We start from the raw sequence: 16642 nt of genomic DNA, 5'->3' as shown, positions 1-16642 counted from the left end.
TAAAAAAATTTACTTAAGATTTACTTAAGTAAATTTTTTTATTTTTTGTTTAAAATTACAGGAATTATTAAAGGATTTCTTCGTTTTATTTTTGAAATATAAGGACTTAGAGTTTCTTTAATTTCTTTTTTGATTGCTCCGAAAGTAGGATGGTTACTAGTTAATACCTTTTTGATTGCTCTTGTTACAATGTTAATTGATTCAGCGATCAGAGCACTGGAATCTTTAACATAAAATGAACCACGAGAGATAATTGTTGGATTACATAGTAATTCATTAGTCTGACTATTAATGGAAACAACAACAGCAATTAAACCATCATTAGCAAGAATTTGTCGATCACGAGTTATTCTTGTTGTTAAACCAGAAGTATCTTTACCATCAACATAAATTGCACTAGCTTCAATTCTTTTTCCAAGAATAGCTTTACCTTTGTAAAGATTAATTTGGTCACCATTGGCACAAATAAAGATATTTTCTTTAGCAACACCAACGCTTTCTGCAGTTTGTCCGTGTGCTTTTAACATGCGATAATCACCATGCATTGGCATAAAGTATGTTGGTTTAATTAAGGTTAGCATTAGTTTTTGTTCTTCTTGCGAAGCGTGTCCTGATGTATGTAAAGAATTAAATGAGGAGTTTTCTAAAACATTAGCTCCTAAGCGTGATAAGCGATTAACAACCATTTCAACACTAGCTTGATTTCCAGGGATAGGACTAGAAGAAAAGATAACAGTATCGCCAGGAATAATAGAGATTGCTTTATGAGTTCCAGTTGAAATTCGTGAAAGTGCCGCCATTGGCTCTCCTTGGGAACCAGTACAAATAATTAAGATTTCATTTTTATGATATTGGCCAGTTTCGTGAGGTTTAATAAATTGTTTATCAGAAATCTTTAAATGCCCCATTTCACGAATAATTTTAATAATTCGTTCTAAACTACGACCAAAAATTAAAATTTTGCGATTATATTTTTGTGCTACCTCAATAATCTGTTGAATCCGATGGACATTAGAAGCAAAAGTAGAAATTAAGATTCGTCCTTTAGCTTTTAAAAAGTAATCACTAATATTTTTAATAATTTTTGTTTCAGTCATTGTATAACCTTCAACTTCAGAATTAGTTGAGTCTGATAAAAATAAGGTAACACCGGCTTGCCCCATTTTTGCCATTTCTTCTAAATCTGCTTTATGACCTAATGGTGTTCAATCAAATTTGTAATCACCAGTGGTAACAACTTTACCATTAGGAGTGTTAATAGCAATTCCAAAAGCATCAGGGATTGAATGATTAACAGCAAAATATTTAAGTTGAAAGTTTTTTAGAAGACCTTTCATTTTATTTTGATCTTCATTGCTACCATCAATTTCAATGATTTTTGTTTTTTGACCAATATTAAATTCTTTTAACCGTTCACGAATTAATGCCGCTGCTAGTCTTGGTGCATAAATAAAGGGAATATCAATTTCTTTTAAAAGATAAGGAATACCACCAATATGGTCTTCATGGCCGTGAGTAATAAATATTGCTTTTACTTTTTTAGCATTTTCTTTTAAATATGTATAGTCAGGAATAATCGCATCAATTCCTAGTAATATTCCTTCAGGAAATTTAACACCAGCGTCAATAATGATAATTTCATTATCGTGTTCAATACAATAAGTATTTTTCCCAACTTCTTCTAAGCCACCAAGGGCAAATACTTTAGTATTTCTAATATCATCAATAATAATTTCATTATCTTTGTTAGATGTTTGATTTTCATTGAAGATTTCAATTTTGTTATTTAGTTTGTTTTTTTGATTTGTTGTCATGAATTTTTTCACCTCACTCATTATTAAATAAAAAGTTTACTTAAAATCTCAAAAAAATTTTTGTAAAAATTTTTTTGTAAACATTTTATTTTTGGTTGCCTTTATTTTAGGCAATGTTAGTTTATTTATTTCCCAGTTGAAATATTTAGTACTTCGCTTATAAGTATAACCAATTGTCATTCTTTTTTCAAGGTTCATTTTTATCAATTAGATCATAGTATAAAATACCTTCTAAATGTTTTTGTTCGTGTTGAAAAACAATTGCTTCATAGCCACGAGCAGTAATTGTAACATTTTTTTTCTTTAAATAATCATAACCAGTAACAATAACTTTAAAATAACGTGGAACAAATCCTTCATGTTGATTATCAACGCTTAAGCAACCTTCACCACTTTTTAAAGAAATAATTTGTTCACTATGAGCTGTAATTTTAGAATTAATTAAGGCATGCTGAATAATAGTTTTTTTATTATTTTTATTAATTTGTTCAATATGAATATAATACATTTGCTTATTAGAACCAATTTGTGGGGCTGCTAAACCAACAGCAGGAATTAGTTTTAGTGATGAGTTTAATACTTCATTTTGAGAAGTAATAACAAAATCAATTAGTTTTTGCATTACTAGTTCATCATCTTTTGATATTGGAAATAATATAGGTTGACATTTTTCTCGTAATTTAATGTTATTATCTTTAACTAATCATTCATTACTGGGATTGTTGTCTTGGTACATAGTTTACTCCTTATTTTATAGATTATAGCATAAGTTTTTAGTATAATTAATATATTATTTATTAGGTGAGAAAATGAAAATTATTGCAGGAAAGTATTATAAAAAAAATCTTATTAGTCAAAAAAGTACAACAACAAGACCAATTTTAAGTAGAGTTAGAGAAAATCTTTTTAATGTTTTAAATAATTATTTTTATTATGAAAATAAAGTGGCATTAGATCTTTTTGCTGGTAGTGGTAGTATTGGTCTTGAAGCATTATCAAGAAACATTAGTTATTGTTATTTTAATGATTATGATTCGCAGGCATTAGAATATTTAAAAAAAAATATTGTTAATTTAAAAGTTGCAGATCATAATTATATGATTACTAACTTATCATATTTGTTATGTTTAAAGTTTTTAGTTAATAATAATATTAAAATTGATTTAGTTTTTATTAATCCACCGTATAAAGAAATTAGTTATTATTATGAAACAATAAAGTATTTATTGTCACAAAATATTGTTAATAACTATGGTATTATTATCCTTGAATCTAATATCTCATTAGACATTAATTATGAATATTTAGAATTGTTAACAATGAAAAAATATGGTAGAATATTTTTATATTTTTATCGCTACACTATGGAACGGAAGTAATATTTTAAAATGAATAAAAAAATGGGATTATTAATTATTCTTTCAGGGCCTAGTGGGGTTGGTAAAGGAACAATTAGAGAAGAATTATTTAAAGACCAAAATTTAAATTTAGTTTATTCTATTTCAATGACAACAAGAAAACCAAGAAGTAATGAATTAAATGAAAAAGATTATTTTTTTGTTAATGAAAATGTTTTTCAAGAAAAAATTGTTAAGAATGAGTTATTAGAATATGCTAAATTTGTTGATAATTATTATGGTACACCAGAAAAATATGTTGATAAATTATTATCACAAGGTAAAAATGTTGTTTTGGAAATTGAAGTTCAAGGGGCTTTACAAGTATTAGCAAAAAGACCAGATGCGATATCGTTTTTTATTTTACCCCCTAGTTTTGAAGAATTAACTAGAAGAATTATTGCGCGTCGAAGTGAGTCGGAAGATATTGTTCAGAAACGATTATTAAAAGCTAAAAGGGAAATGAATATTACTAATAAATATAAATATGTTATTGTTAATGATAATTTAGAACAAACTGTTTCAGAAATTAGAACTATTATTATGAATGAAATTAATGCTAATAAAAATTAAAAATCTAAGGAAAAGTCCTTCCTTAGATTTTTTCTTACTAATTTACGATATAATTATCTTATTAGGAAAATAAAGGATGACTTTATATGAAAGTTAGTTTCCATTTTAATAGTGATATTGGTCAGTTTCGTACTAATAATCAAGATGCAGTTCAATTTGTAAAAAATGAATATGGGCAATATTTTGGTATTGTTTGTGATGGTTTAGGAGGACATAATGGGGGTGAAACTGCTAGTTGAATGGCTGTTAATTTATATGTTAGCTTATTTGTTAAAACTGACTTTAGTAATTTTGGTGATTATGAAATTAATAACTGACTTCGGCAAGCAACAATGTTTGTGCAAGAATCAATGATTAATTATGTTAAAGAATATCCGCAGTTAACTGATATGGGAACTACTGTTTCTTTAATATTAATAACTAATAACAAAGCTTATTTATTGAATATTGGTGACTCGCGGATTTATGAGTATTATCAACAAAATTTTCAGCAATTAACAACTGATCATAATGTTCTTAATATGTTACACAATAATAAAACTAATGCTAATATTGAAAAAACATTGTGAAAGGCATTAACTAGTGCTTTAGGGCCAAATAAAAAATTGCAAATTGATACTTTCTTAGTTAGTAATATTAAAGGTATAACTTTTATGTTAACTACTGACGGATTGCATGATTATTTGGAAGAATATGAAATGATTGATATTTTACAGAGCAATAATAAATTATCACAAAAAACTAAGAGTCTAGTTCATTTAGCATTAGATAATGTTTCAACTGATAATTTAACAATTCTCATTGTCGAGATTAAATAAGGAGTTATGACGGATGCAAATAGAAAATGGCATTGTTTTACAACAACGATATCAAATAATTAATAAGATTGCTAGTGGTGGGATGGCAGATGTTTATCGGGCTAATGATAGTTTTTTAAATCGGATTGTAGCGATTAAAATTTTAAATCAACAAGCAGCTAATAATTCACAAGTTTTAAAGAAATTTTATAAAGAAGTGGAAGCAACAACGAGAATTCGCCATGATAATGTTGTTGAAGTTTATGATGTTTTTGAACAAGATAACCGCTGATGTATTGTTTTAGAATTAGTTGAAGGTTATACATTAAAAGATCGATTATTAAGAACAGGACCATTATCAATTAAAGAATGTTTACAGATTTTTCAAAGCATTTTAGATGGTGTTGCGGTTGCTCATCAAGGAAATATTGTTCATCGTGATTTAAAACCAGAAAATATTTTAATATCTTTTGATGGCAAGATTAAAGTATCTGATTTTGGGATTGCAATTATTACTGATGATGTTAAGACAATAACAAGTAAAATTGTGGGAACAGCAAAATATATATCGCCAGAAACTGTTCAGTCATTACAAATTGATCATCGTAGTGATATTTATTCATTAGGAATTGTTTTATTTGAATTGTTAACTGGTTCTTGTCCTTTTAATGGTCAAAATCCAACATTAGTAGCGGTGAAGCAAGTTAGAGAACCGTTGCCAAGTGCAAGAGGGATTAATCCAAATATTTCACAAGCATTGGAAAACATTATTATTAAATCAACGGCTAAAAATTGTGAAGAAAGATATCAGAGTATTAAAGCGTTAAGTCAAGATATTAAAGCATTACAAGATATTAGTAATGCTAAGATAAAACCTTTAAAATTGAAAAATTGCATTGTTTTAACACGAGATAACCGAAGGCAAAAAATATTTATTAAAAATCGTGAGCAATTAATGCCATATTTTTTAGCTCCTAGGTTTCTGCTGATGATTGTTATTATTACTAGTTTTGTTTTTCTTGTTTTCTTATTATTGGTATTTTATAGTATATGACTGGTTTAGTAATTCGTATCATTAGTGAGTTTTGTGATGTTATTATCAATAATGAAATTTATCATTGTCAGGCAAGAGGCATTTTAAGATTATCTAATCAAAGAATTCTCGTTGGTGATTTTGTAACTATTGAAGTTATTAATGAACAAGAAAAACAAGCAACAATTATTGAAATTCAACCACGAAAAAATCAATTAATGCGACCAGCAGTAAGCAACATTAATCAAGTTATTATTGTTAGTGCTTTAAAACAGCCTAATTTTAGTAGTTTTTTACTTAATAAGTACTTAATATGAGTTGAGGTTCACAACTTGGCGGTAGTTTTAGTTTTTACTAAAGCCGACTTGTTATTATTTGGTGCTAAGGTTTATGATTATATTTCTAGTTATAAAAAATTAGGTTATGAATGTCTAATTTTATCAATTAATAATGCAAATAATCAATGAGAAAAATTAAAGGAAATTACAACTGATAAGATTTCAATTTTAAGTGGCCAAACTGGGGCTGGTAAGTCTTCAATTTTAAATATGTTAGATCCACAACTTAAAATTAGAACGCAAGAAATATCTAAGGCTTTAAATCGTGGTAAACATACGACAACACATAATGAATTAATAATTATAGCAAATAATATTAGAATTATTGATTCACCAGGATTTTCATCATTTTCGTTGAATGATATTTCATTATCAGAAATAGCGAGTTCATTCCGGTTCTTTAAAAAATTTCTTGTTAATTGTCATTATCGGCAATGCCGACATTGAAAAGAACCAAAATGTGCTGTTAAAGAAGCATTAATTAGTAAAGATATTCCTCAATTTATTTATGATGATTATATTAAAGTTTTAGAACAAAAACAATTACAAGAAAAAGGAAGGTACGGACGCATAAAGTTTTGTTAGGTGGGAAAAGATTTGAATAAGTATTAAGACAGTCAGCAATGATTGTCTTTTTATTTTATAAGATGTTAAAAATTTGTTCTTTGAAAATTAAATACAAGTGAGTTAATAATGTTGGTATGTATTAAAGCACGATAAATTGTGGGTGGTCGCCATAACCAAAAGAAGTTTACCAGTTAATAGATAACATCCTATTAGCTATAGCAATTTGTTTCGTTTTGCAATAAAAAAATGAATGGGTGGATTTCCTAAAAATATACACGCTATTAAATTAGTTCCAAGGGTAGGATGCGGATATTAAAGTGTAGAAATTTCTATATAGGGATATACTAAGTTTAAAATTATTAAAATCTTTATCTAATTAAAAAAACAAAATTTACTAACAAAGCTTGTTAAACACTTAAATCTTCGATATATAAGTGTTTAAAAAACTAAGTTAACTAACTTAGTTAATATAACTTAGTTTATTCATAAGAAAGGTAATTTATTATGAAAAACATTGAAAACATTTTCTTAAATACTAAAAAATATCTTTTAAAAGAAACACAAAACGCAATGTTTATTAAAGCACCAAAAATTCCGTGATTTAATGAACAAATCGGCATTTGGTTTCCAAAGCGATTTGTTTATAAAGGAAAATATGAAAATTCTATTTGCATCGGAATAATAAAAGATAGTAAATATCAAGTAATTTCAGTTAATCAACAAGAGCAAGAAACCAAGTGAATTAAAGGACAAGAATTATTAAGTTTCTTCATTGCCGAAAAAGAAAACAACAAAAAAGATACAAATTATAACTATTTTAAAGGAGTTTAAAAATGAATATTGCGATTGGAATAATATTTACTATTATTTGCATAATGTTATTGGCATATTTTGCTTATAAAATTTATGCCAAAATAAAAATGCGAATTAAATATAAAAATGCCATTAAAAATAATACTGGTAATTTTACAAAAGACGAAAAAGTATTTATTGCTCGCTTTGAAGAATGAGTTAAAGCTCCTAATTCAAAAGAAAATAACGCGGATAAAAAATAATGTTTTGAGAAATTATTATGGAATTCTTAAAACTGTTTGTTCCGATAGAAAAAATGCCTGCACAAGTTGCCTTTATTGCCGGATTAATTATTATCATTACTTTTCTTTTCGCATTAATTTCAATTATGTATTTACCAATAAAAATGATTTTTGGGAGATAAAAAATGACAATAAACTTAAAAGAATTTAATTGAGAACAAATTAAACAAACTTTCTGAGATTTATTTATTCAAATTACAACCATCCCCGCTCACATTACTGGTGGTAAAGAAATTAAATTAATAGAAGCACCACTTTGACTCTTAATAGCAAACATTGCTTTTTGATTTTTAACAGCGATTATGGTGTGATTTATTCTAATGTTACTTTGAAAAACCATATCAATATTTAGATAGAAGCGAAATTAATGTCAAGAAGTTACATTAAAGAAAGGGGGTGATTATATGATTGGAACTTTATTGGCCGATGCACCAGTAACAGTAGAAAAAATAACAGCTAGTGACGCGATGACTAAATTATGAAATGCAATTATAACGGCTTTTACTAAAATGTGAGAAATTATTGCTGTTAATATGCCACAAGTTGGTAACTTCTTTGCTGACTATTGAATCTTCATTTTTCCATTTATTTTGGCAATATTCTTTATTTGCTTTAAAATGTTTGAAAAACTACTTGGAGCAGTACGCTAATAAAAAAATAAAGTGAGGTGCAAGATGAAATTTTGCAAATGAATAATAGAAAAAAATAACCATTTTATTGAATTAAATCGCACCTCATTTTTAATTTTATGACATTGAGGAGCAATTTGATATATTTACAACGGTTATTTTAAAAACATTGTGAGCTATTTATTTTTAGCGGGTTGTATTTTAATTTTCCTTTTTAAAATCGGTAATTTAACACAAATTAACAAAGTTATTAATTTCTTAAAAAACTCACCATTAAATATTGTTATTGGTTCATTAGGAACTGGAAAAACTGCTTTTCTAGTGTATGCCTCAAAATTACTAAAAAAGAAGAAATATCATATCGCATCAACCTTTCCATTACTAGAAACCCAAAAATTAAGTTTAGGACATATGGGATTATTAGACTTTGATTACCCGGTATTACCAGATAAAACCTTACTTTTGTGAGATGAAACCAATTTATTCTTAGAAGGAACTGATTGAGAAAAAAATAATACCAAAAACGAAGAAACCGGTATTCAAGAATATTTCGCTCTGGCACGACATTTTGGTCATATTGTGCTCGCTAGTGGTCAAAGAGACAAACATATTTGAGTTAAAGTTCGTGATATTGCCAATAATGTGATTGTGGGCATTCGCAAAAAACCCGTTAATATTTTTCGTCCCTACTTAAAAGTCATTTATGGTACCTTTACGAGCATTGAAGAATATGAACGCTGACGAAACACCTTAATTGATGCTAAAAATAGTAAAAAGGGTCGTCGCATTAAATATCGTGATATTCCTGAACTTGATATTTATTTTTTTAAACTAAAAATTCCTCTACCAATATTAAACACTTACAATTCTTTTTACCTAGCGTTTTTAAGAGATTACTTAAATTCAAAAGTAAATCCTGACTATGAAGATAAACACTATACTGACACAGCAATTGATTTAGAAGATTTAGAATACTTAAAAATGGATAAATTTAGCAAATTTTTAAGAAAAATGAAAGAAAAGGAATAATAAAAAATGGAAAATCTCGCAAAAATGGCCGACTTTCTAGCTCAAATGCTTTATAAAGTTTTTGATTTAATTTGAAGTCTTGAAGTACCGGGAACAAATATTCAGTTAATATTTCCTTTATTCTTAACCCTCGCCGTAGAATTTCTTATGGCAATTATTCTTGGATTTGGTAGTCAACAAGTTAATTTAGAAAAACAACGCCAATATGCGGTTAAAAATAAAGGTCGTTTAAGTGCGTGAGGAAAAACTAAAAAACAAATAAAACCAATAAAAACAAAGCAAGGTAACTAACAATGTTTAAACTAATTATTATTTTTATATTAATAACTGTTCTTGGACTATTGGCTGGTAGTCATTTTGAAACTTTAACAAACTATATTAGCGAAGGGCTTGCCAATTTCCAAAAATTTATTACTAGCAATTTAACAATTTTAGAACTATTTAAACCAATGGCTCGGACATTTTCGCAACATCCAATCTTTACCATTCTTGGCGTCACTTGTGTACTTATTGCTTTGTTTATTGTGATTAAAGGACGATAAAAATATGAAAGGAGAATTAAAATGAAAAAACTTTTAGGAAAATTATTTAAAAAAGATAATTCAAAAGAAAAAATGCCATTAAAATTAAAAATTAAAAATTCTTTTAAAAAGCAATGGTTAAAAGTAGTATTAAGTATCATTTTCATCTTTATAAGTTTATTAATTTGTGCATTAACAGTAAGTGATACTAAATGAATAACCGGAACAAGTAACGAATTTAATGATTTTATTAATAAACAAATGGTTGATTTTTTTGGCAAGTTCAATAGTGGTATTATGCTAGCAGGAATATTTGTTTTTTGATGAGGCGGAGGAATATATTTTGCAATTAAATTTGAAAAATTAATCCGCTTTATTATTCAGAAAATTAAAGCAAAAAGAGCCTTAAAAAATGAAACTAAACAAGTTAATTAATTTTTTAAAAAGATATTGATGAATAATGCTTAATTACATTATGTTCATATCTTTGAGTATAGTTTTATTATTATATACAAATATTGAAAATTTGCAACAATTTATTAAAAATTTTGGAGCAATTGGTAAGTTAATGATTATAGGTTATTCCTTAGTGTGAGTAACCACAACAGAAATAGTAAACTGTTTAATTCGTTTTATATTAAAAAAGATTAAAACTAAAAGAATAATGAAAAATAAAATATTTTAAAAAGGAGTGATAAAAATGTTTATGAAAATATTTACCGTTTTAATTATTAGTTTAAATAACATTTTTACCATTCCACAAAAAATTAATAATAATGACAAGGCAACAGAACAATTAATTAGAAATAAAAGAGAAACTCAATATAAAACATATGACTTAAAATTTTCAGAAATAAATAACAGTTATTTACAATCGTTGTATAAAAAAGGCAGTGATCCAGTATATATTAATATTGACTCAGTAAAAGAGCAATTACCTTTAGAAATAAAAAATTATGGAGAAAATACTAGAGGGTTTGCTGTCTTTACCAATGAACCAGTATTTAAAGAAATTAAAGAAATTTATAATTATAAAAAAGAAAACAGCACCCCAGAAGAAAGAGAATTTTTTGATAAAGATTTTCAAAAAACAAATATTAGACTTCTTGCATTACTTATTTATTAAACAAAATTCCTATAAAATATATTTAAAATAGAAATTATAAGGAATTTAAGATTATGAAATTTGATAAATTTAATTTTATTAATGATAAAGAATTATTACGATTAACTGGAATAAAGCAAAGTACTTTTAATAAAATGTTAAATATTTTAAAAGAAGCTGAGTTAAAAAAGTTTAAAAGAGGTGGTAAAAATAATAAATTATCATTAGAAAATAGATTATTGATGACTTTATCATATTGACGAGAATATCGTACTTATTTTCATCTTGGTAAAAGTTTTGATATTAGTGAAGCTAGTTGTTATCGAAATATCAAGTGAATTGAAGATATTTTAATCAAACATCCTGATTTTCAACAACTTGCTGGTAAAAAAGCATTAATAAATGATTATTTTAATGATAAAACAATTATTATTGATGCTACAGAAACACCCATTCAACGCCCAAAAAAAGACAAAAACAATCTTATTCAGGAAAAAAGAAAAAACACACTATTAAAACACAAGTAATTATTGAAAAAGAAAGCAAAATAATTATTGCAACAAATTTTTCTCTCGGTAAAAAGCATGATTTTTGTTTATTTAAAGAATCAAAAATCCCAATTTTAAAAAATACTAAATTAATAGTTGATAATGGTTATCAAGGAATACAAAAAATTCATAGTAATGTTCTAATACCTAAGAAAAAAACAAAGAAAAACCCTTTAAATAAAGAACAAAAACATAATAATAAATTAATTTCAAAAATGAGAATTATTATTGAAAATATTTTTGCTATTCTTAAAAAATTTAAAATTATTACTGAAAAATATCGTAATCGTAGAAAACGATTTAGTTTAAGATTTAATTTAATTGCTTCAATTTATAATTTGCAATTATAGATAACATAAAATATTTATTTAAAATTAAATTTAAATAATAAAATAATTTTTTGTTGTGTCAAAATTTACACATTTAATAAAATCCATAAGTATTAACCTAATAAAAGTTAGAAATTACTATATAGTATTTTTTATTTACAAATAATTTGTAATTATTTTAATAAGTAATGCAAGAAGTCTATTGAATATTTTTATACTGCTAAAAAAATTAAAGATGTAAAAATAAAAATACAAGAATATAGTTATCCCGGTTCAAACAAATTTCATATTAAAAAATTTTTAGCAAAATTAGAAACTAAACCAAGTACGGACATTGATTTACCAGAAACAACAACGAAATTTGATGGTAGCCACAACTATAACGATGTTGTTGATAATCTTGATTATTTAATGATTCATCGGGGTGATTTTGACAAATTCAATTACTCTTATCTTTATTGAACACCAGTTTTTAATTTCATTAACACCTTAGAAAAAGGTTATTACAAAGAATTTACGATTAAAAATCACGGCTTTAAGGACGAGAGCTATTTTTATCATAAAACTTCTAATGATAAAAATATAGTAAATGAGAATGTTTTGAAAATTAAGGCATTTAACAAAAGTCTAATTGCCGGAAACAATTATTTACAATTATTACACGGTGAAAGTGAAATCTGAAAATATGACACGGCAAATGCCAACGATTATTATCTAATTAAGTACCTTTTTGGAACTTTAAATTATCTTAATGTTAAATTTAGTTTTCTGCGTTATGACCCTGAATTAAAAAATGACATTTACCTTTATTTTAAAAACAACATTCCTAATATTAACAACAGCGATTACAAAAATGTTTTTGACGAAATTTACGAAATCCTTGGCAACTTTTTTGCTAGTTTATTTTACGCTACTTTTGACATGGACAAAAAAACTCATACCGAAATTGATTTTAAAGGCGTAGACAACTATAGCAAAGATTACTTTATTCAAATTGGGTTCTTTTATCGTTCGTTAATTACCTTTTATCCAAAAAAATATTTAATCAATGTTACTGGTAATTCGGAATTATTACTAAGAAGTTATTTTTTTACTTTTGATAAAAAAACGCACCAAGAAAATTATAACGCTATTAATAACGCCAATAGCATTTATAAAATTAATTTTAATGTCCTTAAATCCTATGATAATAAACTCATTACCTTGCTGGCTGATAAACCCGCTAATAGTATTAATTACCTTAATACTGATATTGATATTCGCTACGGTATTAATATTTTTACCTTAACATTTCCACTTTACCATAAAGGAAACATCTCTAATTACAATTTTAAAATTTATGACTTTAATGTCTTAAATTCTACGGCTTTTATTCCTGATGGTTCAACCAACTCAGAATGAGACGACTTAATTCCACCACCAAATTGCAAATATTCTGGACGATGAATACCAACATTTAATGATATTGGTTGTGCCATTCAAAATGCTGGTATTAAAATGCTAAACTGAATGCTGACAGCGTCACAAATCATTACAATTTTACGACCCTTAGCGGTTATTGCGAAAGCAACAGTTAACTTTTCAACTGCCATTTTTCCAGTTTTTAAAACGGTACCAGCTTTTTACTATACCTTTCAATTTTTAATCGGTTTTGCCATTTTTCTAATGATATTAAGAATTTTCCTGTAATATATATATATATATATATTAAAAAATAAAGCAATAAAGGAATTAAAATAATGAAAATTTTAAATATAATAACTCTTTTGACATTAACAATATTACCAATAGTTAGCTGTTCTAAAAAAGAAAGTGAAACACAACAAGTTCAATATAAAACATATGACTTAAAATTTTCAGAAATAAATAACAGTTATTTACAATCGTTGTATAAAAAAGGCAGTGATCCAGTATATATTAATATTGACTCAGTAAAAGAGCAATTACCTTTAGAAATAAAAAATTATGGAGAAAATACTAGAGGGTTTGCTGTCTTTACCAATGAACCAGTATTTAAAGAAATTAAAGAAATTTATAATTATAAAAAAGAAAACAGCACCCCAGAAGAAAGAGAATTTTTTGATAAAGATTTTCAAAAAACAAATATTGAATATTTTTATACTGCTAAAAAAATTAAAGATGTAAAAATAAAAATACAAGAATATAGTTATCCCGGTTCAAACAAATTTCATATTAAAAAATTTCATACAAAAAAAGACAACAATTAATTCATTATTTAATTAATAAAAATATATAAAATGTTAAAATTTCTTTCCAAGAAAGATGGTTTTTAATTATGACAATACTCTTCTTAAACAACTTTTCATTTTTTCTATTTTAACAAAATAAAACCAGTAATTTTAATTAATTAAAATTACTGGTTTGAATATTTTTCTTACTTTTTAATAAGATATTAAACTTGTTATATTTGTTCTAACTTAAAGTGATTATTCCCAAAAGACTTAATATTTTTATTTCAAACTGTGTTTATACTTTATTAATTATACTTGTTGTGTTATCTTTAAAAGATATATTTTGTTTATCTAAACTTAAAGGAATAGCTTCTCCAATTTCAGTCTGATGCATAATTATTTCTTTTTTACTTTTAATATCATAAGAAAAATTTATGCTATCATCATCGTTTATCTTTATTTTTGAAGGTAAGATATTATTTTCTAATAAATTAAGCATAGCATTCTTAATTGAAATAGAAATTGTGGATTCATTATTATTTTTATCAATAAAATCTGCACTAACCATGCCTTCAACTTTTTGATAATAACTTAAAATAAGTCCTATATTATTTTGTCAAGAAGTAACAGAAATTGAAATTTTACTATGTGGTGGAACTTTTACTGGTTGAGATGAAACAGTTATTGTTGTGGTGTTTGTCGTTGTTTTAATTTCTGTGCTAGAAGAATTTGAAGTATCTCCTATAGTATAAATTTTTGAACCCCCTCATGTATAACCACCACCAACTTCAACTCCAACTTCAACTTTTCCTTCTGCAACAAGTGGTATATCAGCTTTTATAGTAGATTTTGCTGTAACTTTAGTATTTACATTTGCACTTCAATTATCAGTATTTGATGTTGTTTCTGATTTAGAAAATCCATTCATTTTTTGAAATGTATTTGTTTCTGTTAATTGTTTAGAACAAGAAACTGTATTTTGAGTTTGTTCAATACTACTATTATTTACAAATGTTGAATTAGAATCTTTACAAACATCATTAAGATCTTGTTCTAAATTAGATGATTTATTTTTTTGTGTTTGTTCTATAGTAACATCAGATACTGTTAAATTTTCTAAATTAATATTTAAAATATTTTTAATTTCAGAATTAGGGTTTTGTTTTTTGTGTTGTAAATATAATCCTCTTTTTATATGATCTCTCATATAAATAATATCAGATTCAATTAAATCTAATGGATCGTGTTCATATACTTTCTGATCATAAGATCCAAAATAAACTTTGTTGTTTAACACAACTCCTGAAGAAAAAACCGCATCATTTGTTCTAATAACTACTTTTTGTTCTCCTGTTGAAGGAGTATATTCATATACATTATGATCATAAGATCCAAAATAAACTTTATTGTTTAACACAACGCCCGAAGAAAAAACCATATCATTTGTTCTAATAATTACTTTTTGTTCTCCTGTTGAAGGAGTATATTCATATACATTACCATTAGTTGAACCAAAATATAATTTATTTTTTAACAAAACTCCTGAATAACCACCAATAAAACTTGTTCTAATAACTACTTTTTGTTCTCCTGTTGAAGGATTATATTCATATAAATTACAATCGTTAGATCCAAAATAAACTTTGTTATTTAGCACAACTCCTGAAAATCTTACATATCCATTTGTTCTAATAACTACTTTTTGTTCTCCTGTTGAAGGAGTATATTCATATACATTATAATCGTTAGATCCAAAATAAACTTTGTTATTTAACACAACTCCTGAAGAAACAATATCTCCATTTGTTCTAATAACTACTTTTTGTTCTCCTGTTGAAGGAGTATATTCATATACATTATGATCATAAGATCCAAAATAAACTTTGTTATTTAACACAACCCCAGAAGAGCGTATAAAATTATTTGTTCTAATAATTACTTTTTGTTCTCCTGTTGAAGGAGTATATTCATATACATTATGATCATAAGATCCAAAATAAACTTTGTTATTTAATACAACTCCTGAGGAAGCGATATCTCCATTTGTTCTAATAACTACTTTTTGTTCTCCTGTTGAAGGAGTATATTCATATACATTATGATCGTTAGAACCAAAATAAACTTTGTTATTTAAGGCAACACCAGAAGATTCAACATTTCCATTTGTTGTAATAACTAATTCCGAAATTCCAATAATACTTTTTTTATCATCTTGTCTTTTTGTTCTACTTAAAGTTTCTAAATTAATATTTGGTGTTTGTTCGTTATTTTCTAAATTAATATTTGGTGTTTGTTCGGTACTTAATTTTGCTAAGTTATTTTCTTTTTCTAAATTAATATTTGGTGTTTGTTCGGTACTTAATTTTGCTAAGTTATTTTCTTTTTCTAAATTAATATTTTCTCTTTTATTTCTTTTTAAAATTTGTAAATTATTAGTTTGTTGACAAGGGGCTGTGGCAACGACCATTGGCATTGTGGCACCACTAGTTGTTAAAAAACTCAATAAACTGAGTAATTTTTTCATATTAAGCAAATCCTTTTTCGTGAATTTTTACTAATTAATAAAATTTACAAAGTAATCAGCATCCTTTCTCAAATTTTTAAAGTTTAATATAATACAAATTAATTATAAACAATTAAATAAGAATTTCTATTATTTTTTTAGGATATTGAATA

The 16642-nt window shown here is 25.8% G+C and carries 20 protein-coding genes; 17 read left to right on the top strand and 3 right to left on the bottom strand.

Annotation, left to right across the window (positions count from 1 at the left end; genetic code table 4):
- Nucleotides 1-38 precede the first annotated feature (38 nt).
- Together AAHJ00_RS03845 and def are read right to left on the bottom strand one after the other, a co-directional pair.
- Entirely contained in the window at nt 39-1814 is a 1776-nt protein-coding gene (locus AAHJ00_RS03845; RefSeq protein WP_342224579.1) for a ribonuclease J, read from the bottom strand.
- A gap of 157 nt (nt 1815-1971) precedes the next feature.
- Nucleotides 1972-2550, bottom strand: coding sequence for a peptide deformylase (gene def, locus AAHJ00_RS03840; protein WP_342224578.1), 579 nt, complete (start codon nt 2548-2550; stop codon nt 1972-1974).
- A gap of 73 nt (nt 2551-2623) precedes the next feature.
- On the opposite strand from def, the gene rsmD reads away from it, so the two are divergent.
- From rsmD to AAHJ00_RS03755, 17 genes are all read left to right on the top strand, one after another.
- Nucleotides 2624-3193 (top strand): 16S rRNA (guanine(966)-N(2))-methyltransferase RsmD, encoded by a 570-nt coding sequence (rsmD, locus tag AAHJ00_RS03835; RefSeq protein WP_342224577.1) that lies wholly within the window; start codon nt 2624-2626, stop codon nt 3191-3193.
- A 9-nt stretch (nt 3194-3202) separates the two neighbouring features.
- Nucleotides 3203-3784 (top strand): guanylate kinase, encoded by a 582-nt coding sequence (gene gmk / locus AAHJ00_RS03830; protein WP_342224576.1) that lies wholly within the window; start codon nt 3203-3205, stop codon nt 3782-3784.
- Between the two features lie 86 nt (nt 3785-3870).
- Nucleotides 3871-4602: a protein phosphatase 2C domain-containing protein gene (locus AAHJ00_RS03825; RefSeq protein ID WP_342224575.1), complete on the top strand. Its 732-nt coding sequence runs from the start codon at nt 3871-3873 to the stop codon at nt 4600-4602.
- A 13-nt stretch (nt 4603-4615) separates the two neighbouring features.
- Nucleotides 4616-5644, top strand: coding sequence for a protein kinase domain-containing protein (locus AAHJ00_RS03820; RefSeq protein ID WP_342224574.1), 1029 nt, complete (start codon nt 4616-4618; stop codon nt 5642-5644).
- On the top strand, nt 5632-6537 hold the full coding sequence (rsgA, locus tag AAHJ00_RS03815; protein WP_342224573.1) for a ribosome small subunit-dependent GTPase A: 906 nt from the start codon (nt 5632-5634) through the stop codon (nt 6535-6537). The genes AAHJ00_RS03820 and rsgA overlap by 13 nt, the downstream gene beginning before the upstream one ends.
- 486 nt (nt 6538-7023) lie before the next feature.
- Nucleotides 7024-7350, top strand: a complete 327-nt coding sequence (locus AAHJ00_RS03810) for a hypothetical protein (RefSeq protein WP_338966755.1) — start codon at nt 7024-7026, stop codon at nt 7348-7350.
- A 2-nt stretch (nt 7351-7352) separates the two neighbouring features.
- Nucleotides 7353-7574 (top strand): hypothetical protein, encoded by a 222-nt coding sequence (locus AAHJ00_RS03805; protein ID WP_338967872.1) that lies wholly within the window; start codon nt 7353-7355, stop codon nt 7572-7574.
- A gap of 164 nt (nt 7575-7738) precedes the next feature.
- Nucleotides 7739-7969, top strand: a complete 231-nt coding sequence (locus AAHJ00_RS03800) for a hypothetical protein (protein ID WP_338966754.1) — start codon at nt 7739-7741, stop codon at nt 7967-7969.
- A gap of 48 nt (nt 7970-8017) precedes the next feature.
- Nucleotides 8018-8263 (top strand): hypothetical protein, encoded by a 246-nt coding sequence (locus tag AAHJ00_RS03795; RefSeq protein ID WP_338966752.1) that lies wholly within the window; start codon nt 8018-8020, stop codon nt 8261-8263.
- Between the two features lie 24 nt (nt 8264-8287).
- Entirely contained in the window at nt 8288-9271 is a 984-nt protein-coding gene (locus AAHJ00_RS03790; RefSeq protein WP_342224067.1) for a hypothetical protein, read from the top strand.
- A gap of 6 nt (nt 9272-9277) precedes the next feature.
- On the top strand, nt 9278-9562 hold the full coding sequence (locus tag AAHJ00_RS03785; protein WP_342223871.1) for a hypothetical protein: 285 nt from the start codon (nt 9278-9280) through the stop codon (nt 9560-9562).
- A gap of 2 nt (nt 9563-9564) precedes the next feature.
- The gene (locus AAHJ00_RS03780) at nt 9565-9813 is read left to right on the top strand and encodes a hypothetical protein (protein WP_215826579.1); all 249 of its coding nucleotides are present in this window, start codon (nt 9565-9567) and stop codon (nt 9811-9813) included.
- Between the two features lie 21 nt (nt 9814-9834).
- Entirely contained in the window at nt 9835-10227 is a 393-nt protein-coding gene (locus tag AAHJ00_RS03775; RefSeq protein ID WP_342224068.1) for a hypothetical protein, read from the top strand.
- 265 nt (nt 10228-10492) lie between these two features.
- Nucleotides 10493-10918, top strand: a complete 426-nt coding sequence (locus AAHJ00_RS03770) for a hypothetical protein (RefSeq protein WP_342224572.1) — start codon at nt 10493-10495, stop codon at nt 10916-10918.
- Between the two features lie 53 nt (nt 10919-10971).
- Nucleotides 10972-11795 (top strand): IS5 family transposase gene (locus tag AAHJ00_RS03765; protein WP_342223477.1). Its coding sequence is split into 2 segments (ribosomal slippage): nt 10972-11368 and nt 11368-11795, totalling 825 coding nucleotides; the frame shifts between segments, so codons are not numbered across the junction.
- Nucleotides 11796-12185: 390 nt separating this feature from the next.
- Entirely contained in the window at nt 12186-13463 is a 1278-nt protein-coding gene (locus AAHJ00_RS03760) for a hypothetical protein (protein WP_342224571.1), read from the top strand.
- A gap of 50 nt (nt 13464-13513) precedes the next feature.
- Complete coding sequence (locus AAHJ00_RS03755; RefSeq protein WP_342224070.1) at nt 13514-14002, top strand: hypothetical protein; 489 nt, start codon at nt 13514-13516, stop codon at nt 14000-14002.
- Between the two features lie 259 nt (nt 14003-14261).
- On the opposite strand, the gene AAHJ00_RS03750 is transcribed toward AAHJ00_RS03755, so the two are convergent.
- Entirely contained in the window at nt 14262-16490 is a 2229-nt protein-coding gene (locus AAHJ00_RS03750) for a PQQ-binding-like beta-propeller repeat protein (protein ID WP_342224570.1), read from the bottom strand.
- Nucleotides 16491-16642 lie beyond the last annotated feature (152 nt).

Origin of the sequence: Spiroplasma endosymbiont of Asaphidion curtum (assembly GCF_964031085.1) — a bacterium.
GTDB lineage: Bacteria > Bacillota_I > Bacilli_A > Mycoplasmatales > Nriv7 > Nriv7.
Note: the sequence above shows the minus strand (reverse complement) of the source record. Positions and strands in the feature narration are given on the sequence as shown.